The 23,017-nt window shown below is 69.0% G+C and carries 22 protein-coding genes; 9 read left to right on the plus strand and 13 right to left on the minus strand.

The window, feature by feature from the left end:
* Window positions 1–20: 20 nt before the first annotated feature.
* The 5 genes from FCG67_RS14010 to FCG67_RS14030 form a co-directional block, all read right to left on the minus strand.
* Window positions 21–1,361, minus strand: coding sequence for a HAMP domain-containing sensor histidine kinase (locus FCG67_RS14010; RefSeq protein WP_136910381.1), 1,341 nt, complete (start codon window positions 1,359–1,361; stop codon window positions 21–23).
* Window positions 1,358–2,059 (minus strand): response regulator transcription factor, encoded by a 702-nt coding sequence (locus tag FCG67_RS14015; protein WP_136910382.1) that lies wholly within the window; start codon window positions 2,057–2,059, stop codon window positions 1,358–1,360. Before FCG67_RS14015 ends, FCG67_RS14010 begins: the two co-directional genes overlap by 4 nt.
* A gap of 23 nt (window positions 2,060–2,082) precedes the next feature.
* Window positions 2,083–2,556 (minus strand): hypothetical protein, encoded by a 474-nt coding sequence (locus tag FCG67_RS14020; protein WP_136910383.1) that lies wholly within the window; start codon window positions 2,554–2,556, stop codon window positions 2,083–2,085.
* 100 nt (window positions 2,557–2,656) lie between these two features.
* The gene (pnuC, locus tag FCG67_RS14025; protein ID WP_136910384.1) at window positions 2,657–3,310 is read right to left on the minus strand and encodes a nicotinamide riboside transporter PnuC; all 654 of its coding nucleotides are present in this window, start codon (window positions 3,308–3,310) and stop codon (window positions 2,657–2,659) included.
* 4 nt (window positions 3,311–3,314) lie between these two features.
* Window positions 3,315–5,015, minus strand: a complete 1,701-nt coding sequence (locus tag FCG67_RS14030; protein WP_136910385.1) for a peptide chain release factor 3 — start codon at window positions 5,013–5,015, stop codon at window positions 3,315–3,317.
* A gap of 227 nt (window positions 5,016–5,242) precedes the next feature.
* On the opposite strand from FCG67_RS14030, the gene FCG67_RS14035 reads away from it, so the two are divergent.
* Window positions 5,243–6,880 carry a fatty acyl-AMP ligase gene (locus FCG67_RS14035; protein WP_136910386.1) on the plus strand — a complete coding sequence of 546 codons (1,638 nt, stop codon included), beginning with the start codon at window positions 5,243–5,245 and terminating at the stop codon, window positions 6,878–6,880.
* Window positions 6,881–6,904: 24 nt separating this feature from the next.
* Here the strand turns inward: FCG67_RS14035 and FCG67_RS14040 are convergent, their stop codons facing one another.
* The 3 genes from FCG67_RS14040 to FCG67_RS14050 all read right to left on the minus strand — a co-directional run bounded on the left by FCG67_RS14040 (window position 6,905) and on the right by FCG67_RS14050 (window position 8,835).
* Window positions 6,905–7,381 (minus strand): hypothetical protein, encoded by a 477-nt coding sequence (locus FCG67_RS14040; RefSeq protein WP_136910387.1) that lies wholly within the window; start codon window positions 7,379–7,381, stop codon window positions 6,905–6,907.
* Window positions 7,382–7,497: 116 nt separating this feature from the next.
* On the minus strand, window positions 7,498–8,079 hold the full coding sequence (gene pth / locus FCG67_RS14045) for an aminoacyl-tRNA hydrolase (RefSeq protein WP_136910388.1): 582 nt from the start codon (window positions 8,077–8,079) through the stop codon (window positions 7,498–7,500).
* Between the two features lie 114 nt (window positions 8,080–8,193).
* Window positions 8,194–8,835 (minus strand): 50S ribosomal protein L25/general stress protein Ctc, encoded by a 642-nt coding sequence (locus FCG67_RS14050; protein ID WP_136910389.1) that lies wholly within the window; start codon window positions 8,833–8,835, stop codon window positions 8,194–8,196.
* 306 nt (window positions 8,836–9,141) lie between these two features.
* Here FCG67_RS14050 and FCG67_RS14055 point away from each other — a divergent pair, with 306 nt between their 5' ends.
* On the plus strand, window positions 9,142–9,630 hold the full coding sequence (locus FCG67_RS14055) for a heme-binding beta-barrel domain-containing protein (protein WP_097212298.1): 489 nt from the start codon (window positions 9,142–9,144) through the stop codon (window positions 9,628–9,630).
* On the opposite strand, the gene FCG67_RS14060 is transcribed toward FCG67_RS14055, so the two are convergent.
* On the minus strand, window positions 9,627–10,796 hold the full coding sequence (locus FCG67_RS14060) for an aminotransferase class V-fold PLP-dependent enzyme (RefSeq protein ID WP_136910594.1): 1,170 nt from the start codon (window positions 10,794–10,796) through the stop codon (window positions 9,627–9,629). The genes FCG67_RS14055 and FCG67_RS14060 overlap by 4 nt on opposite strands.
* Before the next feature lie 168 nt (window positions 10,797–10,964).
* Between FCG67_RS14060 and egtA the strand changes: the two genes are divergently transcribed.
* Genes egtA through egtD form a run of 4 tightly spaced genes read left to right on the plus strand, consistent with a single transcriptional unit; the run spans window position 10,965 to window position 15,291 of the window.
* On the plus strand, window positions 10,965–12,200 hold the full coding sequence (egtA, locus tag FCG67_RS14065; protein ID WP_136910390.1) for an ergothioneine biosynthesis glutamate--cysteine ligase EgtA: 1,236 nt from the start codon (window positions 10,965–10,967) through the stop codon (window positions 12,198–12,200).
* Window positions 12,197–13,564, plus strand: a complete 1,368-nt coding sequence (gene egtB / locus FCG67_RS14070) for an ergothioneine biosynthesis protein EgtB (protein ID WP_136910391.1) — start codon at window positions 12,197–12,199, stop codon at window positions 13,562–13,564. Before egtA ends, egtB begins: the two co-directional genes overlap by 4 nt.
* Window positions 13,565–14,323 (plus strand): ergothioneine biosynthesis protein EgtC, encoded by a 759-nt coding sequence (gene egtC, locus FCG67_RS14075; protein WP_136910392.1) that lies wholly within the window; start codon window positions 13,565–13,567, stop codon window positions 14,321–14,323.
* Complete coding sequence (egtD, locus tag FCG67_RS14080; RefSeq protein ID WP_136910393.1) at window positions 14,320–15,291, plus strand: L-histidine N(alpha)-methyltransferase; 972 nt, start codon at window positions 14,320–14,322, stop codon at window positions 15,289–15,291. The genes egtC and egtD overlap by 4 nt, the downstream gene beginning before the upstream one ends.
* Before the next feature lie 76 nt (window positions 15,292–15,367).
* On the opposite strand, the gene FCG67_RS14085 is transcribed toward egtD, so the two are convergent.
* From FCG67_RS14085 to FCG67_RS14100, 4 genes are all read right to left on the minus strand, one after another.
* A complete protein-coding gene (locus FCG67_RS14085; RefSeq protein WP_136910394.1) occupies window positions 15,368–15,787 on the minus strand; it encodes a DUF4190 domain-containing protein in 420 nt (139 codons plus the stop codon).
* Window positions 15,788–15,832: 45 nt separating this feature from the next.
* Complete coding sequence (locus FCG67_RS14090) at window positions 15,833–16,708, minus strand: RNase H family protein (protein ID WP_136910395.1); 876 nt, start codon at window positions 16,706–16,708, stop codon at window positions 15,833–15,835.
* Window positions 16,709–16,764: 56 nt separating this feature from the next.
* Window positions 16,765–17,376, minus strand: a complete 612-nt coding sequence (locus tag FCG67_RS14095) for a DUF2510 domain-containing protein (RefSeq protein WP_136910396.1) — start codon at window positions 17,374–17,376, stop codon at window positions 16,765–16,767.
* Between the two features lie 110 nt (window positions 17,377–17,486).
* Window positions 17,487–17,909, minus strand: coding sequence for an Rv1352/Rv1906c domain-containing protein (locus FCG67_RS14100; protein WP_136910397.1), 423 nt, complete (start codon window positions 17,907–17,909; stop codon window positions 17,487–17,489).
* Window positions 17,910–18,128: 219 nt separating this feature from the next.
* Here FCG67_RS14100 and FCG67_RS14105 point away from each other — a divergent pair, with 219 nt between their 5' ends.
* From FCG67_RS14105 to FCG67_RS25005, 3 genes are read left to right on the plus strand one after another with little or no spacing between them, the layout of a single operon-like run.
* Window positions 18,129–20,216, plus strand: coding sequence for a hypothetical protein (locus tag FCG67_RS14105; protein ID WP_246045065.1), 2,088 nt, complete (start codon window positions 18,129–18,131; stop codon window positions 20,214–20,216).
* A gap of 2 nt (window positions 20,217–20,218) precedes the next feature.
* Window positions 20,219–21,832 (plus strand): class I SAM-dependent DNA methyltransferase, encoded by a 1,614-nt coding sequence (locus FCG67_RS14110; protein WP_136910398.1) that lies wholly within the window; start codon window positions 20,219–20,221, stop codon window positions 21,830–21,832.
* Window positions 21,829–23,016: a restriction endonuclease subunit S gene (locus FCG67_RS25005; protein WP_169310529.1), complete on the plus strand. Its 1,188-nt coding sequence runs from the start codon at window positions 21,829–21,831 to the stop codon at window positions 23,014–23,016. Before FCG67_RS14110 ends, FCG67_RS25005 begins: the two co-directional genes overlap by 4 nt.
* Window position 23,017 lies beyond the last annotated feature (1 nt).

The following is a 23,017-nucleotide window of genomic DNA, read 5'->3' on the forward strand; positions in this document are numbered from 1 at the left end:
CGCTGCGGTCGAGTGTGCAGCTATCGGGGCATCGCCCGGGTGGCGGCGACGGTAGGTGCACACTCGGCGGGGCGCTGGGGGAGCCGCAGGGCAAGCCGGACGCCGCCGAGCGGGCTGTCCACCAATTCCACGGTGCCGCCGTGCAGTTCGGCCTGCTGGGCGACCAGCGCGAGCCCAAGCCCGGACCCCTCGGAGCCGGAGCCGGTGCCGCGGACGAAGCGCTCGAATACCGAGGCCCGCTCGGCCTCCGGCACACCGCTTCCGTCGTCGTCGAGAGTGATGACGGCGGCGCCGTCGGCGTCAGCGTGGACGTTGACGAGCACCCGCCCGGCCCCGCCGTGCCGGACCGAGTTGGTGATGGCGTTGTCGAGCACCAGTCGTAGCCCGGTCGGAATGCCGCGCACGACAACGGGTTCGGGGGCGGAGACGGCGATGTCCAGGTCGGGGTGGACGCGCTCGGCCGCCTGCACGCAGCGGTCGACCAGCTCGGCCAGGTCCAGCTGCTCGTGGTCCGCGACGTCGGACAGCTCGCCGACCGCGAGCCGTTCGAGGTCGGTCAGGGTCGTCTCGACCTGACGCTGCGTGCCGAGCAGGTCGCGCAGGATCTCCTCGCGCTGCTCGCCGGTGAGCCGCATCGTCGAGAGCACCTCGAGGTCGGTCCGCATCGAGGTCAGCGGGGTGCGCAGCTCGTGCGCGGACACCGCGGCGAAGTCGCGTGCCGACCCGAGAGCTTCCTCGGTCCGCTTCTGGGCCGCGGCGATCCGGTCGAGCATGTGTCCCATCGCCTCCGACAGGTCCTCGGCCTCCCTGGCCCCGCGCACGCTCGGACGCGCCGCCCCGGGATCATCGCCGATGTCGTGGGTGGCGTCGGCCAGCAGCCGCAGCGGGCGCACGGCCCGCCCGGCCAGCAGCCAGCCCAGCCCGCCCGCCGCCGCGATCGCCACCACGGCCGCGATCGCGACCGCCACCTGTTGCTGCTTGATGGCCTGGGTCAGCGGGTCCTCCGGGACGGTCAACGCCAGGAAGGCGCCCGGTTCCCCAGGGACCGCGACGTCGCGGACGCGGACCGCGGTACCTGCCATCAACTCCGTTCTTGTCGCGTCCTCGGTCACGCCGGCCTCCGCGGACCCACCGGACACGACGGCGGGCAGCGGGAGGGCCGGTGCCATCTCGGCTGTGTCGGCCGGGACCGTGTCGGCCGGCATAGCCAATGTCACCGAGTCGAGGGTCCGGTCGATCTGCTCCGAGCCGTTCACTCGCAGGAACACTGCGATGGCGGCGCCGATCGCGACGATGACAACGGCCGCAGACAACGCCGACACGATGGCGACCCGCGTCCGCAGCGACAGCGATCGCCTCACGGTTGCGCTCGCAGGACGAATCCGACGCCGCGGACCGTGTGCAGGACTCGTGGCATCGAGTTCGCCTCCAGTTTCTTGCGTAGATAGGTGACGAAGACGTCGACCACGTTGGTGTCGGCGTCGAAGTCGTAGCCCCACACCAGGCGGAGCAGCTGGGGTCGGCTGAGCACGACGCCCGCGTTCTCGGCCAGCGCGCCGAGCAGGTCGAATTCGCGCTTGGTCAGGTCGAGCCTGCGGCCCGCGACGTGGGCGCGACGCCCCGGCAGGTCCACCTCAAGGGCCCCGACCGTGACGGTCCCGGCGGGAGCCGCGGCCCGGGGTGCCCGCCGCAGCAGCGCCCGCAGCCGGGCGACCAGTTCACCGAGCTCGAAAGGCTTGGTGAGGTAGTCGTCTGCGCCCGCCTCCAGGCCCGCGATCCGGTCGCCGACCGAGCTGCGCGCACTGAGCACGCAGATCGGCACCTCGTTGCCCATCGCCCGCAGCGCGGTGACCACGCCTACGCCGTCGAGGCCCGGCATGTTCACGTCGAGGACGATCGCGGCGGGGCATTCGTCGGACACCGCCCGCAGGGCGGAGGCCCCGTCCGTCGCGGTGTCGGTGTGAAACCCGGACAGACGGAGCCCCCGCTCCAGCGAGGCCAGGACCTTGGGGTCGTCGTCCACGACGAGGATGCGGGCGGTATCGGTCACCGCATCCATGGTGCCAGGGCCGCGAGGGTGTCCTAGCAGGCGCGGGCCACGGTCACGGCGCCTGCCGGGACGCTCTCGTCCATCTGGATGGTCAGCACCTGCGCCAACTCCGCGGGCAGATCTGCCGGTCCGGGGATGCGAATGACGGTGGGGGCCGTCATCCCCTCGGCTTCGGCCGGGATCGGCACCTGGATCTCGGCCGGTGCGGCCTCGCCGGCCTGCGTGGCCGGGACGGTCAGGGTGGCCGGCACCGCGGTGCCGTCTTCGATCATCTTCTGCAGCGTCTCCGGGCTGAGTTCGATGGCCGCCGCCGCGCAGGTCTCCGCGTCAAGGGACGCACCGAGCACCGCGGGGGCCGACTCGCCGACGGCGACCGCCGCGCCCTGCGGGATGGCGTCGTTCGCCCACGCCACGCCGGGCACCGTGATCGCGGCGGCGACCGCAAGTCCGGCGGCCGCGATCCCGGCGCGCTTGCGGACGATGACGGTGTTGAGGGACTTACGCATTGGGGTCTCCTTCGGTCTTGTCGGAGCCGGAGGTGGCCTCGACACGACCCAAGGTAGGGACGAAAAACTCGGCGCCCGTTAGCGAATCATTAGGGTTTCGTTAGACCCGCACCGGCGTCGTCCGACGCTGGATCCGCAGCCACACCGCGAAGCCCCAGACCACGAAGCCCGCGTAGACCAGGTACAGGATCGCCGACGGGTAGTAGCCGGCCTTGAGCAGCAGCGGGACGCCGACGACGTCGACGGCGATCCAGATCAACCAGAACTCGGTCCAGCCGCGGGCCATCCCGTAGGTGGCGAGCATCGAGCCCATGAAGATCCACGCCTCCGCCCACGGGCCGTAGGACCCGAGCCGGGCGAAGATCTGCGCGAACGCCACGGTGCCCGCGGCCATCGCGAGCAGCAGCAGGAGCCGGTCCCGCGGCGGCGCCCACCGGGGCAGCACCGCCTGCCCGGACTCGTGCCGTGAACGCACCCACTGCGTCCAGCCGTACACGCTCACGCCGATGAACATCAGCTGACGGCCTGCCTGGCCGTACAGGTTCAGCTCCTGCGGGGTGTGGAACAGCGCGCCCATGAACACGGTGAACAGCAAAGCATTTCCGGCGATGCCGACGGGCCACGCCCACACCACGCGCTTCATCCCGCCGATCGCGGACGCGATGCCGAAGGTGTTGCCGACGATCTCGCGCCACAGGATCGTTGCCCCGCCGATGTGCAGTTCCGCATCGAACAGGGCGAGCAGCGGGTTCACAGAACTAGTCGGCGGTCGCGACGAGCGGCTCGAGGGTCAGCTCCGGAAGCTCCTTCTGCAGGTACTGCAGCCGCCACTTGTCGCTGATCAGGGCGAGCATCACACCGTCGGACCTGGTGAAGACCTCGACCCCGCGCTGACGGCCCAGCTCGGTGGCCGACTCCGCGTCCGTGCGGCGAGCGAGCGCGTACGGCAGGCCCTCCATCCGGGCCTCCACCGAGAACTCGGCCTTCATCCGAGCGGCCACCACCTCGAACTGCATCGGGCCGACGGCCGCCATCACCGGCGCCGCGTCGCCGCGAATATCGTTGCGCAGCACCTGGACCACGCCCTCGGAGTCGAGCTGCTCCACGGCGCGGCGGAACTGCTTGTACTTGCTCGCGCTCTCCGCGCGCAGCACCGAGAAGTGCTCGGGCGCGAACGAGGGGATCGGCGGGAACTCGACCTTCTTGTCCGTGAACAGGGTGTGGCCGGGGGCAAGGGCGGTCGCGTTCACCAGGCCGACAACGTCGCCCGGGTATGCCGACTCGACGGTGGAGCGCTCGCGGCCGAACACGGTCTGCGCGTACTTGGTGGTGAAGGGCTTGCCGGTCTGGGCGTGCGTCACGACCATCCCGCGCTCGAAGACGCCGGAGACGATCCGCATGAACGCCAAGCGATCTCGGTGGCTCGTGTCCATGCCCGCCTGCACCTTGAACACCACCGCGCTGAACGGATCGGTGACCTCGCGCGAGGCGCCCTTGATGTCGTCGCGCGGGCCGGGGGCGGGCGCGAGCGCCACCAGGGTGTCGAGGATCTGCCGGACACCGAAGTTCAGCATCGCGGAGGCGAAGATGACCGGGGAGGTCTGTCCGGCCAGGAACATCTCCTGGTCGTGGTCCTGCCCGCTGGCCGAGAGCAGCTCGCTCTCCTCGACCGCGGTCTCCCAGTCGGAGCCGTCACGGGCCGCGGCCGCGTCGGCGTCGAGGATCTCCTCGGGTGCGATCGTGGCGCCGCCCGCGGTGCGGGTGAACCGGATGTACTCCTGCGGGGCGCCGTCCTCGCCGCGCCGCAGCAGGCCGCGGAAGTCGCCCGCGATGCCCACCGGCCAGTACAGGGGAGTCGGGGTCAGACCGATCCGCTCGTGGATCTCGTCGAGCAGCTCCAGCGGGGTCTGGCCCGGGCGGTCCCACTTGTTGATCACGGTGATGACCGGGATGCCGCGGTGGCGACACACCTGGAACAGCTTGAGGGTCTGCGGCTCGAGGCCCTTGGCGGCGTCGATGAGCATGACCGCGGCGTCGACCGCGGTGAGCACCCGATAGGTGTCCTCCGAGAAGTCGGAGTGACCTGGGGTGTCGACGAGGTTGATGACGCTGATCGGATCGTTCGGCTCGGACTCGCCGGACTTGTAGTTGAACTGCAGCGCGGTCGAGCTGACTGAGATGCCGCGGGCCTTCTCCATCTCCATCCAGTCGGAGACCGTGGACCGGCGACCGGCCTTGCCGTGCACGGCGCCCGCCTCCGAGATCATCTTCGCGTGCAGCGCGAGGGCCTCGGTGAGCGTGGACTTACCGGCGTCCGGGTGTGAGATGACCGCGAAGGTCCGCCGCCGGGTGGCCTCGGCGGCCAGGCCCTTCGGCGTCGCGGGGGTCCCGGCCGAGGCGACCTCCGCGGGGGCGTCGGGTGAGGTGGAGGCAGACGCCGACGCGGGCTCGGTGGTCACCGGGATTCCTAACTGATATGAGATGGACAAGATGGCGAAACGCCAATATGCCAGGCTACCCGTGCGGGTGACGCCTATGCTCGAGTGCACCCCGAACCAGGCCGTGGCCCCGCGGGAGTAACGGCCGAATTGCGTTTCCGGAAGTACCAGTGAGGGCTCTGGGGCCCTCGGTGCGGCGTTCTCCGCGCCCGACCGCCTCGTCCCTCCATCGTGCGGAGGAGGGCGTCATGAGCCGGTTCACCGATGAGATGTATGCCAACGCTGTGGACAGTGTCCATGGGCTCGTGACCGGGGAACCGGACAGTCCGCACCGCCAGGTCTGGAGCGAGATCCATGCGGTCGCCCGCGCGATGGCGGGCGCGCTCGCGGCCGCGGGCATCGGACACGGCGATGCGATCGGGATCCTCGCCGGTCAGCCGGTGGACATCGCCCCGTCCGTGCAGGCCATCTGGATGCGCGGTGCCTCCGTGACGATGCTGCACCAGCCGACTCCGCGCACCGACCTGACCGTCTGGGCTGAGGACACCGAGACGGTCATCGGCATGATCTCGGCCAAGGCTGTCGTCCTCGGCGCACCCTTCGACGCGGCGGCGCCGCTGCTCGAGGAGCGCGGCATCAGGGTCGTCACGATCGGGGACCTGCGCGCGGGACCCGACATCGATCCGGTGCGGACCGCCGAGTCCGACATCGCCCTGCAGCAGCTCACGTCGGGATCGACGGGGTCACCCAAGGCCGTGCAGATCACGCATGGGAACTTCTACACGAACTCCTGCGCGATGCTGTCCCGGATCAAGTTCTCGGTCGACGACGACGTGATGGTGAGCTGGCTGCCGCTGTTCCACGACATGGGCATGGTCGGTTTCCTCACCCTGCCGATGCAGATCGGTGCCGAGATCGTCAGCATCACGCCGATGGACTTCCTCACCTCGCCGCTGTTGTGGGCGGAACTGATGGGCAAGTACCGGGGCACGGTCACCGCCGCGCCGAACTTCGCGTACTCCCTGCTCGCCAGGCGGCTCGCGCAGGCCGAGGACGGCATCGTGGACCTGTCGACGGTGCGCTGCCTGCTCAACGGTGCGGAGCCGGTGGACGCCGACACGATGCTCGCGCTCGCGGAGGCCGGGGCACGATTCGGCCTTGACCCGTCGGCGCTGGCGCCGACGTACGGGATGGCGGAGGTGACCCTCGCGGTCTCCCTGCCCCAGCCGGGGCAGGGGTTGGTGCTGGACCTGGTGGATCCGGACCTGTTCGAGGCGGGGGGCCTGGCGGTGCCGACCGACCGCGCCAACGCCCGCCGGCTCCCGACGCTCGGCCCGCTGGTGTCGGGCCTGGAGGGGCGCATCGTCGGTGAGGACGGGCGGGTGCTGCCACGGCGTGCGGTCGGCATCATCGAGCTCAGGGGCGGGTCCGTCACCCCCGGCTACCTCACCGTGGACGGGCACAGGCCCGCGCAGGACGCGGACGGGTGGTTCAACACCGGGGACGTCGGCTATTTCACCGAAGAGGGACTGATGGTGGTGTGCGGGCGCGTCAAGGACGTGATCATCATGGGCGGGCGCAACGTCTACCCGACCGACATCGAGCGGGCCGCGTGCACCGTCAGGGGGGTCCGGCCAGGAAACGCCGTTGCGGTGCGGCTCGATGCCGGGCAGAAGCGGGAGTCCTTCGCGGTCGCGGTGGAGACCAACGACCACGAGGACCCCGAGGAGGTCAAGCGGATCGAGCACGAGGTGGTGCACGCGGTGGTCTCGGAGGTCGGCGTCCGACCGAGGACGGTGGCCGTCCTCGGTCCTGGCAGCATCCCGAAGACGTCCTCCGGCAAGCTGCGGCGCGGTCGGTCGGCGTCGCTGGTGAGCGGGGCGTGATCCGGCGGAGCGTCGGCGGGCCGGCTATTCGCGGATGCTGACCTCGGCGGTCGAGCCGTCGAAATTGAACGATCCGGCCGGCCCTCGGCAGGACATGGACTTGCCGTCGAGGGCGGTGCACGACAGCTCTCCGACCGTGAGCGTCGAGCCGGGCGGCAGCAATTGGCCCGTGATGAAGGCCCCGGCGACGTTGACGACCTTGCTGACCCCGTCGGGCTCGATGACGATCGCGTCGGCGGGCGCCCGCACGCCGGTCTGGGGGTCGACGATCGGCGGATCCGACTTCGGCAGGGGGAGGTCACACAGCATGTGCGGCGCCTGGTTGTCAGCCTGGTTGGGGTTGAACCAGCAGCCCGCGACCCCGGAGACGAGGTGGAACACATGTTTGCCGTCGCCGATCGAATACTCGGCGGGATCGACCTGGACCGCTTCGGCGGCGGTGGCCACCCCTGGGGTGCCCGAACTCGCGCAGCCGCCCACCAGTATCCCGGTCACCAGCACGAGCCCGGCACCTGCTGCGCCGCCCCACCGAACCACTACGCCCCCTGCGTCATTGTCGATCTCCACACGATCGCGACGTCCGCCGCATAGCCCAGATAGTAGCCAGCCCGGCTCGATCAGTGCAGTTGGTTCTGCGCGGCCTCGAGCCCGACGCGGAGCAGCAACTCGACGGCGTCCGCTGCCTCCTCGCAGACCAGGTCCAGTTCCTTGCGCTCGACCGATGAAAACGGCTTGAGCACGTAGTCCGCGGGATCCATCCGGCCGGGCGGCCGACCGATGCCGACGCGGGCGCGCAGGTAGTCCTTGGTTCCGATCGCGCTGGAGATCGAGCGGAGGCCGTTGTGCCCGCCCTCGCCGCCACCGAGCTTGAGCCGGAGCGTGCCGAAGTCCAGGTCCAGCTCATCGTGCACGACCACGAGATTCGCGGGTTCGACCGAGAAGAACCGGGCGAGCGCGGCCACCGGCTTGCCGGACAGGTTCATGTACGAGCGCGGCTTCGCCACGATCACCTGACGGCCCGCGATGCGCAGCGTGACCGCGTCCGAGCCGCTCTTCTTGTGTGCAGTGAACCGGGCCCGCTCGCGGGCGGCCAGGGCGTCGACCACCATGAACCCGACGTTGTGCCTGGTGCGTTCGTACTGCGGTCCTGGATTTCCCAGCCCGATGACGAGGGCAGTTGATTCGGATGGCTGGGTCAACGCGGTCGGCTCTCGGTCGTAGGGGTGGGGCCGCGAACGGCAACGGCGCGCCGTCCCTCGCGGGATGGCGCGCCGTTGACGTTAGCGCTGCACTGATGTGTGCGGTGGAGCGACTCAGCCCTCGGCGGACTCGGCCTCGGCGGCGGTCTCCTCGGCGGGGGCCTCGGCACCCTCGACGCCCGCACCCTCGGCCTCCATGGCCTCGGCGGACGGGGCGGCGACGATGTTGACGACCAGCACCTCGGGGTCACCCTGGAGGGTGGCGCCCGCGGGCAGGGTCAGGGCGGATGCCAGGATCTGGCTGCCGACCTCGAGGCCCTCGACCGAGACCTCGATGGACTCGGGCAGGTTCATGGCGTCGGCCTCGACGGAGACGGTGGCGGCGTCCTGGGCGACCAGGCTGCCGGCCGCGGCCTCACCGGTGACGACGACGGGCACCTCGACGGTGACCTTCTCGCCCTTCTTGATGACCAGCAGGTCCGCGTGCTCGATGTAGTTGCGGATCGGGTGGACGACGACCGACTTGGTGAGCGCGATCTGCTCCGTGCCCTCGATGTCGAGGGTGAGGACGGCGTTGGTGCCGTGCGCGCGCAGGACCTTGGCGAACTCGCGGGCGTTCAGCGCGAGGTGGCGCGGCTCTTCCTGGTGGCCGTAGAGGACCGCGGGGACCTGGCCGTCGCGGCGGGCGCGGCGTGCGGCACCCTTGCCGAACTCGGTGCGGACGGCGGCTTCGAGGCGATTGGCATCGGTCGACATGGGGAAACAGCTCCTACGGCTCACATCAGATTTGATTCGGTGGCATTGCGGTGATCTCGACGGGGGCGGACGAACGCGCACGGCCCGGAGCGCAAACTGCTCGAAAGGTAGCCGTAGCCGCGTCGATCACGGTGAGCCAACGAAGTGGTTCACCCTCGCCGAGACAACGCAGGCCAGCATACCGGAGATGCTCGACCCCCCGCCAATCGGCCTCGACACGCGTCCGGTGCGCAATCGAGCGGAGGTCGGGGGTGGCCGTTAGGTTTGGACGGAGATCGAAGAACACCACAACTCCCGGGAGCACCGATGACTGACGTAACCGCCGCGCTGGCGCCGCTGGGTGTGCTCGCCCCGTTCGCGGGCCACTGGGCGGGCTCCGGCGAGGGGCACTACCCGACGATCGAGGACTTCGCGTACGACGAGCAGGTGAACCTGACACCGATCGGGAAGCCCTTCCTGACCTACCTGTCCCGGACCCGCAAGCCGGGCGGCGGGCCGCCGATGCACACCGAGAACGGTTACCTGCGGCTCACCGGCGGGGACAGCGTCGAGCTGCTGGTCAGCCAACCCACCGGATTCGTCGAGATCCATCAGGGTGAGGTCCGCGACGGCGTGCTCGAGATGACGGCGCTGACGCTCAGTCGGTCCCCGAACGCCAAGCCCGTGCACGAGATCCGCCGACGCTGGGTGGTCGCGGGAGATCTGCTCACCTACGACCTGTGGATGGCGCACGACGCGACGCCGCTCACCCACCACCTGCACGCCGAGCTGCGCAGGCAGGACCAGACCGGCTAGAGCGCCGCGACCGCCTCGACGAGCCGCTCGAGGTCCTCGAACGAGTTGAAGCAGTGCGGCGACGCCCGCACCACCGCCTCAAGGTCTCGGTTGCTCATGTCCACCAGCGTCGAGCCGCGGCCGCTGACGGTCACCGTGATGTCCTTGGCGGCCAACGCTTCCCGCACGGCCGCCGGGGCAATCCCGTCGACGGTGAAGGAGACGATGCCGCTGCGGGTGTGGCCGAGGTCGCGCACCGTCGCGCCGGGGACCGTGGCCAGCCCGGCGCGCGCGGCCTCGGCACGCTCGGACACCGCGGCGCTCACCTCGTCGATCCCCAGTTCGAGCAGGTAGCGGACCGCCGCGCCCAGGCCCAGCCGGCCCGCGACGCTGCACTCCCAGAACTCGAACCGCGACGCGTCGCCGGCCATCCGGTAGCCGTCGGTCGCCGTCCACTGCGCGCCGTGCAGGTCAAGCGCGGCGGGTTCGAGGGTGCGGGCCAGCTCGGGGCGCACGTAGAGGAACCCGGTGCCCCGCGGGGCCCGCAGCCACTTGCGGCCCGTCGCCGAGAGCGCATCGACGCCGAGCGTGGCGACGTCCACGGGGATCTGGCCGACCGACTGACAGGCGTCGAGCAGCACCAGCGCGCCCACGCCGTGCGCCAGGTCCACCACCTCGCGGACGGGATTGATCAGCCCGCCGTTGGTCGGCGCGTGCACCAGCGACACCAGCCGCACCCGCTCGTCGAGCATCCGGGACAGTGCGTCGAGATCGACCTCTCCGGTCGGCGTGGACGGGACCACCTCGACGACCGCGCCGGTCGCACGGGCGCGTTGCAGGGCCGCGATGGCGTTGCTGGCGTACTCGACCTCGGTGATCAGGACTCGATCACCCGCGGCGAGCGGCACCGCGTAGAAGAAGTCCGTCCACGCCCTGGTCGCGCTCTCCACCAGCGCGAAGTCTCCTGCCTCGGCGCCGAGCAGCTCGCCGAGCGCGGTCTTCACGTCGGCCAGGTCGGCGGCGCGCTCCCCGGCGGCGAGGTAGCCGCCGATCTCGGCCTCCCGTCGCAGGTGGGCGGTGACCGCCTCGAGTACCGGCTCGGGGGACAGCGACGACCCGGCACTGTCGAGGAAGACCTTGTCGAGGCAACCGGGCGTATCACGGCGCAGGCGTTGCTGATCGAGCATCTTCATGGCCCTCCGGACTGACTGAGCTGGCGTTGTCTGTCGGACAGTACCGTCGCCGCGATCGGCGCGACGGGTGCGCGATCGGCGATCGCGGTTTAGTGTCGGTGACGGTCTCTATTGTCGAATTCGTACTTGCCGAACACGCGCCGCCGACGATCGGAGCAGCTGATGGCGATGGCAGTGGATTCGCGCCGGCTCACCACCCGAGCCGCCGCGGAGGCGTACGTCGGTGGTGTCTGTTTCAAGCTCGGCCCACCCCGGCTCATCGGTGCCGAACTGGAATGGCTGACCGCTCGTGACGACCCCGCGCGGACCAGGCCGGACCTCGGCGACATCGCCGCTGCGCTGGGGCCGCACGCACCGACATCGATTGCCCCTTCTTCACCCGCTCTGAGTCTGCCGAGCGGAAGCGCCGTCACCATCGAACCCGGCGGTCAGATAGAAATCTCCAGCGCGCCCCTGTCCTCGGCCGAGGACCTGTGTGTCGCGCTCGCCGCCGACGAAGCCGTCCTTCGTCGCCTGCTGAGGGCGGCGGGGATCACCATCCGTTCCCATGCCGCCGACCGCTCCCGCCAGGCCGAGCGGTTGCTGCGACTGCCCCGCTACCGGGCCATGGAGGAGCGGTTCGACGGGATCGGTCCGTTCGGCAGGCTGATGATGTGCAACACCGCGGCCACCCAGGTGAGCGTCGACGCAGGGGCGGACCCGGCCGAGGTGGCCGCCCGCTGGCGGTTGCTGCACGACGCCGGGCCCGCCTTGCTCGCGGCCTTCGCCTGTTCGCCCCGTCTGCACGGGACACCGGACGGCGGCTGGGCCTCGCAGCGGATGCGGACCTGGCTCGAGCTCGACCCGGACCGGACCCGGCCGCTGCACACCGCCGATCCGATCGCGGACTACGGCCGGTGGGCCCTCGACGTGCCGCTGCTGTGCGTGACCGGTGGGCGAGGCGCGGATTCCGATGGCGACTGGTCGGCGCCGCCGGGTGCCACCTTCGCGGACTGGATCGCCGGGGCACTGGACGCCGAGATCGACAGGCGCCCTGACCTTGCCGACCTCGACTACCACCTGACCACGCTGTTCCCTCCGGTCCGGGCCGCGGGCCACCTGGAGGTGCGGTACCTGGACGCACAGCCAGGCGATCTGTGGCGGGTGCCCATCGCGGCACTGGCCGCGCTGCTGGGCGACCGGGACACCGTCGCGGAGGCCACCGCCATCGCGGCGTCGACCGCGGGACGGTGGCGCGACGGCGCCGAGTTCGGGCTCCGTGACGGTGAACTGCGGCGCGCCGCAAGCGAACTGCTGTTCCTGGCCGCGCCGCGGTCGCCCCGGTTCGAGGAGGAGCTCGCGTCCGCGGCCGAGCGATGTTGCCGCGGAATGACCCCAGCAGAGGAGTACCACCGATGACCGCCGGCCCCTCGACCCGCCCGACGGCACCCGAGACCCCGACACCCGAGACCCCGACACCCGAGGCCCTGCGCGCCCAGCTCGCGACGGTGCTGGCCCGGGCCCGCGCCCGCAGCGCGGCCCTCACCGACTGCGTCGACGAGTCGGAACTGATCGCGCAGCACTCGCCGCTGATGAGCCCGCTGGTGTGGGACCTCGCGCACATCGGCAACCAGGAGGAGCTGTGGCTGGTTCGCGACGTGGGCGGCCGCGAACCGGTGCGCCGCGACATCGACGAGATCTACGACGCCTTCAAGCACGCTCGCGCGGACCGGCCCGCGTTGCCGCTGCTGAACCCGGAGGAGGCGCGCGGTTACGTCGCCGAGGTCCGGGACAAGGTGTGGGACATCCTCGACCGTTCGCCGCTGGCGGGCAGACCGGTCGAGCGGGACGGTTTCGCGTTCGCGATGATCGCCCAGCACGAGCAGCAGCACGACGAGACGATGCTGGCCACCCACCAGTTGCGTAGCGGCCCAGCGGTCTTGCGCGCCGTTCCGGCGCCGGACCCCGTGCGCGCGGTGACACCGGACGAGGTGGTGATCCCCGGCGGGGAGTTCACCATGGGCACCTCAACGGATCCATGGGCGCTGGACAACGAGCGGCCCGCGCACACGGTGAACGTCGCGACCTTCGCGCTCGACGTCGCCCCGGTCACCAACGGGCAGTACCGGGAGTTCATCGCGGACGGCGGGTACGAGCGCGCCGAGTTGTGGAGCGAACGCGGTTGGGCGCACCGGCAGTCGGCCGGCCTGGCCGCGCCGCAGTTCTGGGAGCGCGACGGCGCGGGGGACTGGTGGCGGAGGTCGTTCGGGACGCTCGCGCCGCTGAACCCGAACCAGCCGGTGGTGCACGTCTGCTACTTCGAGGCACAGGCCTACGCCCGGTGGGCGGGCAAACGGCTGCCCACCGAGAGCGAGTGGGAGAAGGCCGCCCGGTGGGACCCCGCGACCCGCCGATCTCGCCGATACCCCTGGGGCGATGAGGAACCCGGCTCCGGGCACGCGAACCTCGGGCAGCGGCACCTCGAGCCCGCCGGTGTCGGCGCCTATCCACGCGGCCGGTCCCCACACGGCGTGGACCAGTTGATCGGCGACGTCTGGGAATGGACCTCCTCGGACTTCCTGCCCTATCCGGGTTTCGCGGCGTTCCCCTACCGGGAGTACTCGGAGGTCTTCCACGGCGGCGACTACAAGGTGTTGCGCGGCGGGTCGTTCGGCACCGACCCGGTGGCCTGCCGCGGCACGTTCCGCAACTGGGACCATCCCCTGCGGCGGCAGATCTTCGCCGGATTCCGCTGCGCGCGTGACGTGCCGGAGAGCGCGTAGATGTGCAGGCATCTGGGCTATCTGGGCCCACCGCGGGCGGTGGGCGAACTGATCACCGCCGGATCGCACAGTCTGCGTGACCAGTCCTGGGCCCCGCGGGACATGCGCAGGGGCGGCACGATCAACGCGGACGGATTCGGCGCGGCGTGGTGGCAGGGCGATCCGGGATCGCCGGACGGGGTGCAGGCGTACCGGAATCCGGTGCCGATGTGGGCGGACCCCGCGGTCGACGGGGTGCTCGGTCAGGTCCGGTCGGGTGCCGTGATCGCGGCGGTCCGCTCGGCGACCGTCGGCATGCCGCTCGAGCGCGCTGCGTGCGCCCCGTTCACCGGCGACGGGTGGGCACTGAGCCACAACGGTCGGATCGTGGGCTGGCCGGATTCAATGGCCGGGCTCGCCGAGTGGTTGCCTGCCGTGGAGTTGCTGCGGATGCCTGCGCTGACGGACTCGGCCCTGCTGTGGACCCTGGTGCGGCGCCGCCTGGATGCGGGTACGCCGGCCGCCGCGCTGGCGTCGGTCATCGCCGACGTCCTCGAGGCCGCGCCCGAATCGCGGCTGAACCTGTTGTTGGGCAACGGGACGACGCTGTGGGCGACCACCGTCTACCACTCGCTGTCGGTGAAGGTGGACGAGCTCAGCGCGATGATCTCGTCGGAGCCGATCGACGACGACCCGGGCTGGCAGCCCGTACCGGATGGGCACCTCGTCGAGGCGCGACCGGGACACCTGAACATCACCGAGTTGGGAGATCACCTATGAGCGAACCGACCCTGGAGATCCACTTGGCGCCGGAGCAGCTGCTCGGCTCCCTGCGCGAGGACGCCCTGATCGGGCTCACGTCGACACCGAAGTGGCTGCCGCCCAAGTGGTTCTATGACGCCAGGGGCAGCGAGCTGTTCGAGGAGATCACCAGGCTGCCCGAGTACTTCCCGACCCGAACCGAGCGGGAGCTGCTGCGGGCGAGCGCCGCGGACATCGCGGAGGCCACCTCCGCGCAGATCCTCGTCGAGCTGGGCTCTGGTTCCTCGGAGAAGACCCGGTTGCTCCTGGGCGCGCTGACCGAGCACGGAACGCTGGAGCGCTATGTGCCGCAGGATGTGTCGGAGGCCGCGCTGGCGTCCGCAGTCGGCCAGCTCGCCGACGAGTTCCCGTCGCTGGCCGTGCACGGAATCGTCAGCGATTTCACCGACACCCTGCACAACCTGCCGCGGGGCGGCACGAGGATGATCGCGTTTCTCGGCGGCACCCTCGGCAACCTGGTGCCCGACGAGCGGGCCGAGTTCCTGGCGTCGATCGCCGAGGTGCTCGACGAGGGGGAGCAGCTGCTGCTGGGCGTCGGGCTGGTCACCGACCCGGCGGTGCTGGTTCCGGCCTACGACGACGCGGCGGGGGTGACCGCACAGTTCAACCGGAACGTCCTGTCGGTGCTCAACGAGCAGCTCGGCGCCGACTTCGATGTGGATCGGTTCCGGCACGTGGCGCTCTGGGACGAGACGAACGAGTGGATCGAGATGCGGCTGGAGGCCGCCGAGGCGATGAGCGTGTGCCTGCCGGGCATCGGCCTGGACGTGCGGTTCGGCGCGGGGGAGCAGATGCGTACCGAGATCTCGGCGAAGTTCCGGGTGGAGGGTATCGGCAAGGAACTCGACGCCGCGGGGTTCGGCAGCGACCGGGTGTGGACCGATCCGGACGAGCGATTCGCGCTGATCCTGGCGGACAAGAAATAGACCAGAGCCGGGCCCTCACGGTGTTCGTGAGGGCCCGGCGCGCGGCCGGCGGGCCCTCGCAGGCCGTCGAGTCGAGCTACTTGCAGGCCGCCATCTCGGCGGAGGTGTCGGCATCGGCCATGCAATCGCTGTAGCTGTTCCAGTCGTCGCCGATCTTGTCCATGTCGTTGCCGAAGTCCTCGACGGCGGTGAAGAACATGACGATGCCGGCAATGCCCCCGGCGATCGCCAGGGCGCCCAGGACGGCGCCGGTGATGGCGGTCTTCCCGTTGGTGGCCTTGTTCTTGCGGACCCGGCCCCATCCGGCCAGGCCGAAGATCAGCGCGATCACACCGAGAATGAACCCGATGAATCCGGTGATCGGCATCAGGCAGAAGAGCAGGCCAATGATCGCGGTGATGATCGCGGTGATGCCGAAGCCGTTCTTCTCCGGATTCTGCGGCATCGACTGCCATCCGGGGGGCGGCGTTGTGAACTGTGGCTGCTGTCCGGTCATGATGTGATTCCTTCCGGTCGTGTGTTGTGAACTATTGGCGCTAGATCAGGCCGCGGCGTCAGCAAAGACGGTGGCGACGATGTTGTCGGTGATGGCCGCCCTGGTCTCTGCGGCGACGTTGAACTCGTGGTTGCGTCGGGTTGCGACGGCGAGCCGGTGCGCAGCCTCGTTGAGCCGGTGGCCCGAATGCCCCCTGACCCAACTGAAACGGACTCGACGACCGGCGGACAGTTCGTGAATACGGGTGACCGCGGCCATGACAGCGCCGCTCCGACGCTCGATCAGGTCGGATCTCGTCATCGACAGGCTGGCGAGCGCAGCGCGGCTGTCGGTCAGCACGTGGAGATCGCGATGTGGGAACCGCGTGAGGGCGTGCTTGATCGCCAACAGTTCGCCTTCCAGGACCGACCTGGCATCCGGGTACATCTTCTGGCACAGGTCGGCGTCCTCGCTGATGCATGCCACCCCGACCCCGCGTCGAGCCGAGGACTTCGACGCGTCGGTGGCGACCGTGAGCTCGGGCTGCGGCTCGGCGGGGCGCTGGTCCTGGGGTGTCCTGAGCTGGACCATATGTGTGGAGAGGGAGTCGGCGGCGGTATGCAGCAGCGTGGGCATCTGCCCGCGCGCTGTTCGAACCAGCGCGACGGCGGGGAAGGAGGCTGCCACGCGCTCCAGCTCGCTGCGCACCTCGGGTTCGCTGATGTGCAGGGAAAACGGCAGAGCGTCCGGCACGGACACGGCCAGTCGGTAGACGGCCTCGAACGCGTCGAGCAGAGCGGCACGCCGGGCCGCGGCATCGGTACCGGGCCGGGAGAAGATCAGGCGTTCGCTTGATGCGTCCACACCGATGACTGCGGCGGCGAGGGCAAGCTGATGGTCGTCTTCGTCGATCTGTCGGAAGTGGATCACTGCGAGGGTCATCTATCGGCTCCTGTCTGCTCGGGTGGGATGTCTGGTCCGGGCGCTCGTCGTGCCCGCTAGGCCGATCCAGTGACCTCGATGATGTTCACCTGGAGCTTGGGCACCGTGGTGCTGCCGCCGGCCTGGGTGTCGTAGGTGTAGGAGCCGAGCACCTCGGTGTACATGGTCACCAGGTCGTCCTCGACGACGTTGGCGATCAGCGCCGCGGTGTCGCCGACGACGAACGTGTTCTGGTCGTAGTCGTACTTGTCCCCCGCGATAGGCGCTGTGCGAGCGAGGAACTGGGTGGTACCCGTGGCCGCATCGAACTGCGTGACGCGCCCGTAGACGACGACCTTGCGTCCGGTCGCCGAACCGGGGTTCTTCGCGATGAGTGCGAAGTCCCGTTCGGAAAGTTGCTCGTAGGTGGCGGGGTCCTTCTTGGCGGCCTCGAGAGCCTGGACTCGTGCGGCCTCCGCGGCCGCGGCCTCCTGACGGGCCTTGGCGGCGGCATCTGCCTGCCGCTTGGCCTCGGCTTCCTGCGGCGAGACGGTCTGCCGTGCCGCGGTGGTGGACGTCGCGGCTGAGGCGGCACCCTCGCTGGTAGGGGTGCCGCAGCCCGTGAGGGCGATCGCCACAGCGATGGTGGCGACCGCCAGCGTTGACTTCTGATTGATCTTCAGGCTCATGGGATTCCCTCCGGGGGAGTCGATCTGTGGGGTGACGTTCGTGGAACCGAGGCCCCGCACTCGCGCTCGGGCGAGTGCGGGTCACCTCGATTCCTGGCGGTTTGCCGGTGTCAGAGACCGGCCGAGCCGGCCACGAGGAGCGGGAGCACCGCACTGCCGACCACCGCGCTCCCGACCACCGCGGATCCGATGGCAGCACCGGTCATGTCCGGGGCAGGGGCATCGGCGACGCGCTTCCAGGTGCCACACCCGAACGAGGAGAAAGCGTGGTCGCTGTACTGGATCGTCACCCGAACGGTGCTCGCCATGGTCCGCTGATCGTCGATCTCTGCCCACTTGTCCGAGTAACGGGTCCAGTTGCAGCTCGTGTAGCCACTGGGATGGGCCTCATAGACGCCGGAAGCGATGTCGTCGCCCACGAACCAGAGCCCAGAACCAAAGGTGGTGTCCGCCGCGTTGGCAATACCCGACGCCCCGAGAACCAGGCCGGCCGCCGCGAACGAAACCCCTACGGCACTGACGAACTTGCGCATTCTGTGTCCTCCTGTTGGATCGCGTTGCCGCGAATGAACCGTCTCGACCCCTCGTCGAGGCGGTGTCAACAGACTTGACCACCGGGAAGACTTCTCATACTGATCCGGCGATAACCGGGGATATCAACATCTTTGCGAATGATGTCTGCCGCGTGGGATAGGTTGTCTGGGCTATCACCAGCGGTGCAAGAGCAGACAGTAATGGAGGGGTGTGACACGGTGCGTGACATCGACCGGACCTCGAGTTTGCTGCTCACCAAGCCCGACATCGCAGCCCTCGCGAAGGTGCAGCGGCCGGTCGTGTCGATGTGGGCCAAGCGCTACCGCGACGGCGACCGTCCGTTCCCCAAGCCCGTGTCCACCGACGGCCGGCAGGAGAAGTTCAGCGGCACCGAGGTGGTGGACTGGATTCGGTCGCGGAACCTCGGGAACAGCGACACCCTCGCCGAGGACCTAGCCCTGCACGCGGCCTTGGACCACGGGTCGGCGTTGAGTCGCGATGTCGTTTTCAACGGCATCAGCGCTCTGCTCTGCATGAAGGCAATGCTGGGGGAGTCGCTGGCGGACCTCGATGCGCCGGATCTGCTGGACGAGGCCGACGAGCTCGATCCCGATGACGAGTTTCTCTATGGCGAGATCGAGTCGCTCGGCGGCGAGCTCGGCGTGTTCGCGTCGTTCGCGGACCAGATGGCCGACGCCGCCTACACGCCGGCCCAGGCCTTCGAAACGATTATGGCGCAGCGCTTTCGGCTGCAACGAGCAGACCTGGTGGACAGCGCCCTCGCCGCCCCCGCGCTCGAACTCTGTGCTCGGGTGTGTGCTGCGCTGACCGCGGACGATCGCGCGGTCTTCGTGGATCCGTCCGTCGCAGGCAGCGACCTGCTGGTCGCGCTCCGCAGCGTGCTGCCCGAGTACGGCGAGCCGATGGCGATGACAGGGGAGGCCCCGACCGCGGCGTCGCGGCTGGCGCGTCGTCGACTCGCGGTCCACCACTGGCGCAGGCGCCGGGCGCCGGAGGGCGGGTTCGGTGGCGGCTTCGTCCTCGACGAGCCGGCGATGTTCCTCACCCAGTACCCGTCGCCCTGCGGCGTCGGCATGACCGACGCGCAGATCCTCGCCGACATCGACAACATCGCACTACAGATGGGCCCTGAGCATCGGGCGGTGATCATCGGGCCTGCGAGCGCGCTTGTCGATGAGCTAGGGGATCGCCAGGCCGATGCGATCCGCTCGGGACTGGTCCGCTCGGACCGCCTGCGTGCCGTGTTCCGGCTGCCCGAGGGGTTGCTCCCCGCACGTCCAGGCCTGTCGATGGCGCTGTGGGTCCTCGGCGCGGCCGATCCCGCGGTCAAGCCGGCGGACCGATGGACGGTGCTGGCGGACCTGAGCGCCGTCGAGCTGGACGACGGCGCGGTCGTCGGCGTGATCGCCGACGTGACCGCATCGATGGGTACGTGGAAATCGGTTCTGACCAGCGCATTTCGGCACGGTGTGGTCGACAAGACGGCCAAGCTGCTCGCCACCGGCGGCGCGCTGACGCCGCCGCAGACGAAGCGTGTGCGTCGACCTCGCTTCGACGGCGCGGCGGCCGCCGGCCGCATCGTCGAGTTGGTCGACGCCACCAACCTGCGCGCGGGTGGACTGCTCGACGGAAACCTGAATCTGAGGGTGGAGTACGGGGAGGCTGGTGGCCTGCGGATGCCCACCGCGGGGCAGCTGGCCGAGTCGAGGGACCTGAAGGTGCTGCCCGGCAACCGGATCGACGAATCCGACCTCGAGACGGGCGAAGGTGTCCGCGTCATCGGCGCCGAGGAGGTGCTGGGCGGTCGACGGGTCGGCGAGCGCGTCATCGACAGGCTGACCCTCACCACGAGGTACCCCAGCGGCCGGTACACGGAACCGGGCGACCTCGTGTTCTGCACCAGCCCAGGGTTCGGGGTAGTCGTCGACGTCGAGGGGTCATCGGTGGTGGTCTCGCCCGCGCGGATCATGCGGATCGCGGACCCGGCGAGCTCGGGCATGGTTCCAGAGCTCATTGCCCGGCATCTTCTGGCCAAGGGCGTCGGTGCCAGGCCGTCGGGTGCCATCCGCTCCGGACATGCCTGGAAGGGGTGGGAGATACCGCGCATCCCACCCGACCGGGTGCCGGCCGTGACCGAGGCGCTGCACGACCTTCGGGAACGCCGCAGGGCCGCAACTGAACTGCTCGACAACTTGGACCAATTGACCACCACCCTGATCGACGGTGTGGCGCATGGGGCGCTCACCGTGGCCGGGGATACCGAGACCCACCCAGAGAGAGGTTGACCATGCCACCGAAGAAGAAGGCTGCGGTCACGGCGCCGTCGACGATGAAGGAACTCAAGGACACGCTGTGGAAGGCCGCCGACAAGCTGCGCGGTTCCATGGACGCGTCCCAGTACAAGGACGTGATCCTCGGTCTGGTGTTCCTCAAGTACGTCTCGGACGCGTTCGCCGAGCGGCGGGAGCAGATCCGGGAGGAGCTGCTGGCCGACGGCATGAACGACGATCAGATCGCGAACCTGATCGACGACGAGGACGAGTATCTGGGGCACAGTGTCTTCTGGGTGCCGGAGTCCGCGCGCTGGACCTACCTGGCCGAGCATGCCAAGGGCATTCAGGACGCACCCGGGGTGGAGGGCAAGACGGCCGGTCAGCTGATCGACAACGCGATGCGCGCGATCATGGCGGCCAACGCGAATCTCAACGGTACGCTCCCGACGATCTTCAACAAGGACAGTGTTGATCAGCGCCGCCTCGGCGAGCTGATCGACTTGTTCAATGACACCCGGTTCACGGGGCACGGTGCAACCAAGGCGAGGGACCTGCTCGGCGAGGTGTACGAGTACTTCCTGGAGAAGTTTGCCCGCGCGGAGGGCAAGCGAGGCGGCGAGTTCTACACGCCTGCAGGCGTGGTGCGGGTGCTGGTTGAGGTGCTCGAGCCGTACAGCGGCCGGGTGTACGACCCGTGCTGCGGGTCGGGCGGCATGTTCGTGCAGACCGAGAAGTTCATCGAGCAGCATGGCGGCAACCCGACCGAGGTCTCGGTGTACGGCCAGGAGCAGAACCAGCGCACCTGGCAGATGGCGAAGATGAACCTCGCGATTCACGGCGTCACCGGCCAGCTCGGGGACCGCTGGGAGGACACCTTCGCGCAGGACAAGCACCCGGACCTGTTGGCGGACTACGTGCTCGCGAACCCGCCGTTCAACATCAAGGACTGGACGCGCAAGGAGGACGACAAGCGCTGGAAGTACGGCGTGCCGCCGACCGGTAACGCGAACTATGCGTGGATTCAGCACATCATCTCCAAGCTCGGCGAGCGTGGCACCGCGGGCGTGGTGATGGCGAACGGCTCGATGTCCTCGAATTCCGGTGGCGAGGGCGAGATCCGGGCTCAGTTGGTCGAGGCCGACCTCGTGTCCTGCATGATCGCGCTGCCGACCCAGCTGTTCCGCAGCACCGGCATTCCGGTCTGCGTGTGGTTCTTCGCAAAGGACAAGGCGAAGGGCCCGAAGGGCTCGATCGATAGGCAGGGCCAGGTGCTGTTCATCGACGCGCGCAACCTCGGCTATATGGTCGACCGCGCCGAGCGGGCGCTGAGCGACGAGGACATCGCGAAGATCGCGGGCACGTTTCACGCGTGGCGCGGAACGGAATCCGGTGCTGGTGTGGAGTACGCGGACGAGCCGGGCTTCTGCTACTCGGCCGAGCTGGCCGAGATCAAGGAAGCGGAGTACGCGCTCACCCCGGGGCGGTACGTCGGTGCGGCGCCGATCGAGGACGATGGCGAGCCGATTGAGGAGAAGATCGCGCGGTTGACGGGGGAGTTGTACGCGCAGTTCGACGAGTCGGCGCGGTTGCAGGCTGTCGTGCGCGAACAGTTGGGGAGGATCCTGTGAGGGTAACGACGATCGGAGCAGTAGCCGAGATTTTTGACGGGCCCCACGCGACACCGACCCGAACGACGATTGGGCCGTACTTCCTGAACATCACGAGTTTGAATAACGGAAGGCTGGATCTCGCAGAGTCCGATCACGTATCAGACGAGGACTTTGAGAAGTGGACGAGGCGTGTAACCCCCCGTGCGGGTGACTTGCTCTTCTCATATGAGACCAGGTTGGGTGAAGCAGCGCTCATGCCTGCTGGCGTCGATGCGTGTCTCGGCCGCCGGATGGCGCTTTTGCGATTCAAGGAGGAGCAGGTCGACCCGCGTTACTTTCTGTACTACTTCCTTAGTCCGGGCTTCAAGAAACTGATCGAGGCTCGAACTGTTCACGGTGCGACGGTAAACCGGATCGCATTGTCAACAATGGCCGACTGGCCGATCGAGCTACCGATTCTAGCTGAGCAGCAAGCCATCGCTGAGATCCTCGGCGTCCTCGACGACAAGATCGCCGCCAACCGTAAGCAGGCGGATACCGCCGGAGGGCTTGTTCGCGCGCTGTTTGACGAAGCATCACGAGGTCTGCCGAATTCCGATCAGTCCTTCGCTGACCTCGCGTTGGTCAGCGGAGGTGGTACGCCCAGCACCTCTAGCCCCGAGTACTGGGACGGTGACATCAACTGGGCAACCCCAACAGATATAACGGCTTTGACCGCGCCGTACCTCCGCTCGACTGGTCGAATGATCTCCGTGGAAGGACTCGCAAATTGTGCGTCCAAGCTTTACCCGGCTGGGTCGATTCTTATGACTTCACGGGCGACGATTGGTGCCTTTGCGATGACCGAAGTCCCGACGGCCGTGAACCAGGGATTTATAGTCGTGAACGCGGAGGATCCGCAGCTGCAGTGGTGGTTGTTTCACGAAATGAATTCCCGGGTTGCAGAGTTCACTGCGCTCGCCAACGGCGCAACATTCCTCGAGCTGAGCCGCGGACGATTCAAGGAGTTGAAGGTGCGACTCCCTGCCGTTGGGCGCATCAACGAATTCACAGCGCATGCTTCAAAGCTGCATGGTTCAGCGTCCGCAGCGGAGTCCGAATCCCGCATGCTCGCCACAATCCGCGACACCCTCCTCCCGCAACTCATCTCCGGCAGGCTCCGCGTCCGCGACGCCGAGCGTCAGGTCGAGGCGGTGCTGTGAC

It is taken from the genome of Rhodococcus oryzae (genome assembly GCF_005049235.1).
Classification (GTDB): Bacteria; Actinomycetota; Actinomycetes; order Mycobacteriales; family Mycobacteriaceae; genus Rhodococcus_G; species Rhodococcus_G oryzae.

Bases quoted from the DNA above. Each gene is read 5' to 3' on its own strand.
- FCG67_RS14015 (WP_136910382.1), bottom strand. From the start codon at position 2,059: ATGGATGCGGTGACCGATACCGCCCGCATCCTCGTCGTGGACGACGAC.
- FCG67_RS14085 (WP_136910394.1), bottom strand. From the start codon at position 15,787: ATGACCGGACAGCAGCCACAGTTCACAACGCCGCCCCCCGGATGGCAG.
- FCG67_RS14050 (WP_136910389.1), bottom strand. From the start codon at position 8,835: ATGTCGACCGATGCCAATCGCCTCGAAGCCGCCGTCCGCACCGAGTTC.
- FCG67_RS14090 (WP_136910395.1), bottom strand. From the start codon at position 16,708: ATGACCCTCGCAGTGATCCACTTCCGACAGATCGACGAAGACGACCAT.
- egtB (WP_136910391.1), top strand. From the start codon at position 12,197: ATGACCGCCGGCCCCTCGACCCGCCCGACGGCACCCGAGACCCCGACA.
- FCG67_RS14100 (WP_136910397.1), bottom strand. From the start codon at position 17,909: ATGCGCAAGTTCGTCAGTGCCGTAGGGGTTTCGTTCGCGGCGGCCGGC.
- FCG67_RS14110 (WP_136910398.1), top strand. From the start codon at position 20,219: ATGCCACCGAAGAAGAAGGCTGCGGTCACGGCGCCGTCGACGATGAAG.
- egtD (WP_136910393.1), top strand. From the start codon at position 14,320: ATGAGCGAACCGACCCTGGAGATCCACTTGGCGCCGGAGCAGCTGCTC.
- FCG67_RS14095 (WP_136910396.1), bottom strand. From the start codon at position 17,376: ATGAGCCTGAAGATCAATCAGAAGTCAACGCTGGCGGTCGCCACCATC.
- FCG67_RS14035 (WP_136910386.1), top strand. From the start codon at position 5,243: ATGAGCCGGTTCACCGATGAGATGTATGCCAACGCTGTGGACAGTGTC.
- FCG67_RS14020 (WP_136910383.1), bottom strand. From the start codon at position 2,556: ATGCGTAAGTCCCTCAACACCGTCATCGTCCGCAAGCGCGCCGGGATC.
- FCG67_RS14055 (WP_097212298.1), top strand. From the start codon at position 9,142: ATGACTGACGTAACCGCCGCGCTGGCGCCGCTGGGTGTGCTCGCCCCG.
- egtA (WP_136910390.1), top strand. From the start codon at position 10,965: ATGGCGATGGCAGTGGATTCGCGCCGGCTCACCACCCGAGCCGCCGCG.
- FCG67_RS14060 (WP_136910594.1), bottom strand. From the start codon at position 10,796: ATGCTCGATCAGCAACGCCTGCGCCGTGATACGCCCGGTTGCCTCGAC.
- egtC (WP_136910392.1), top strand. From the start codon at position 13,565: ATGTGCAGGCATCTGGGCTATCTGGGCCCACCGCGGGCGGTGGGCGAA.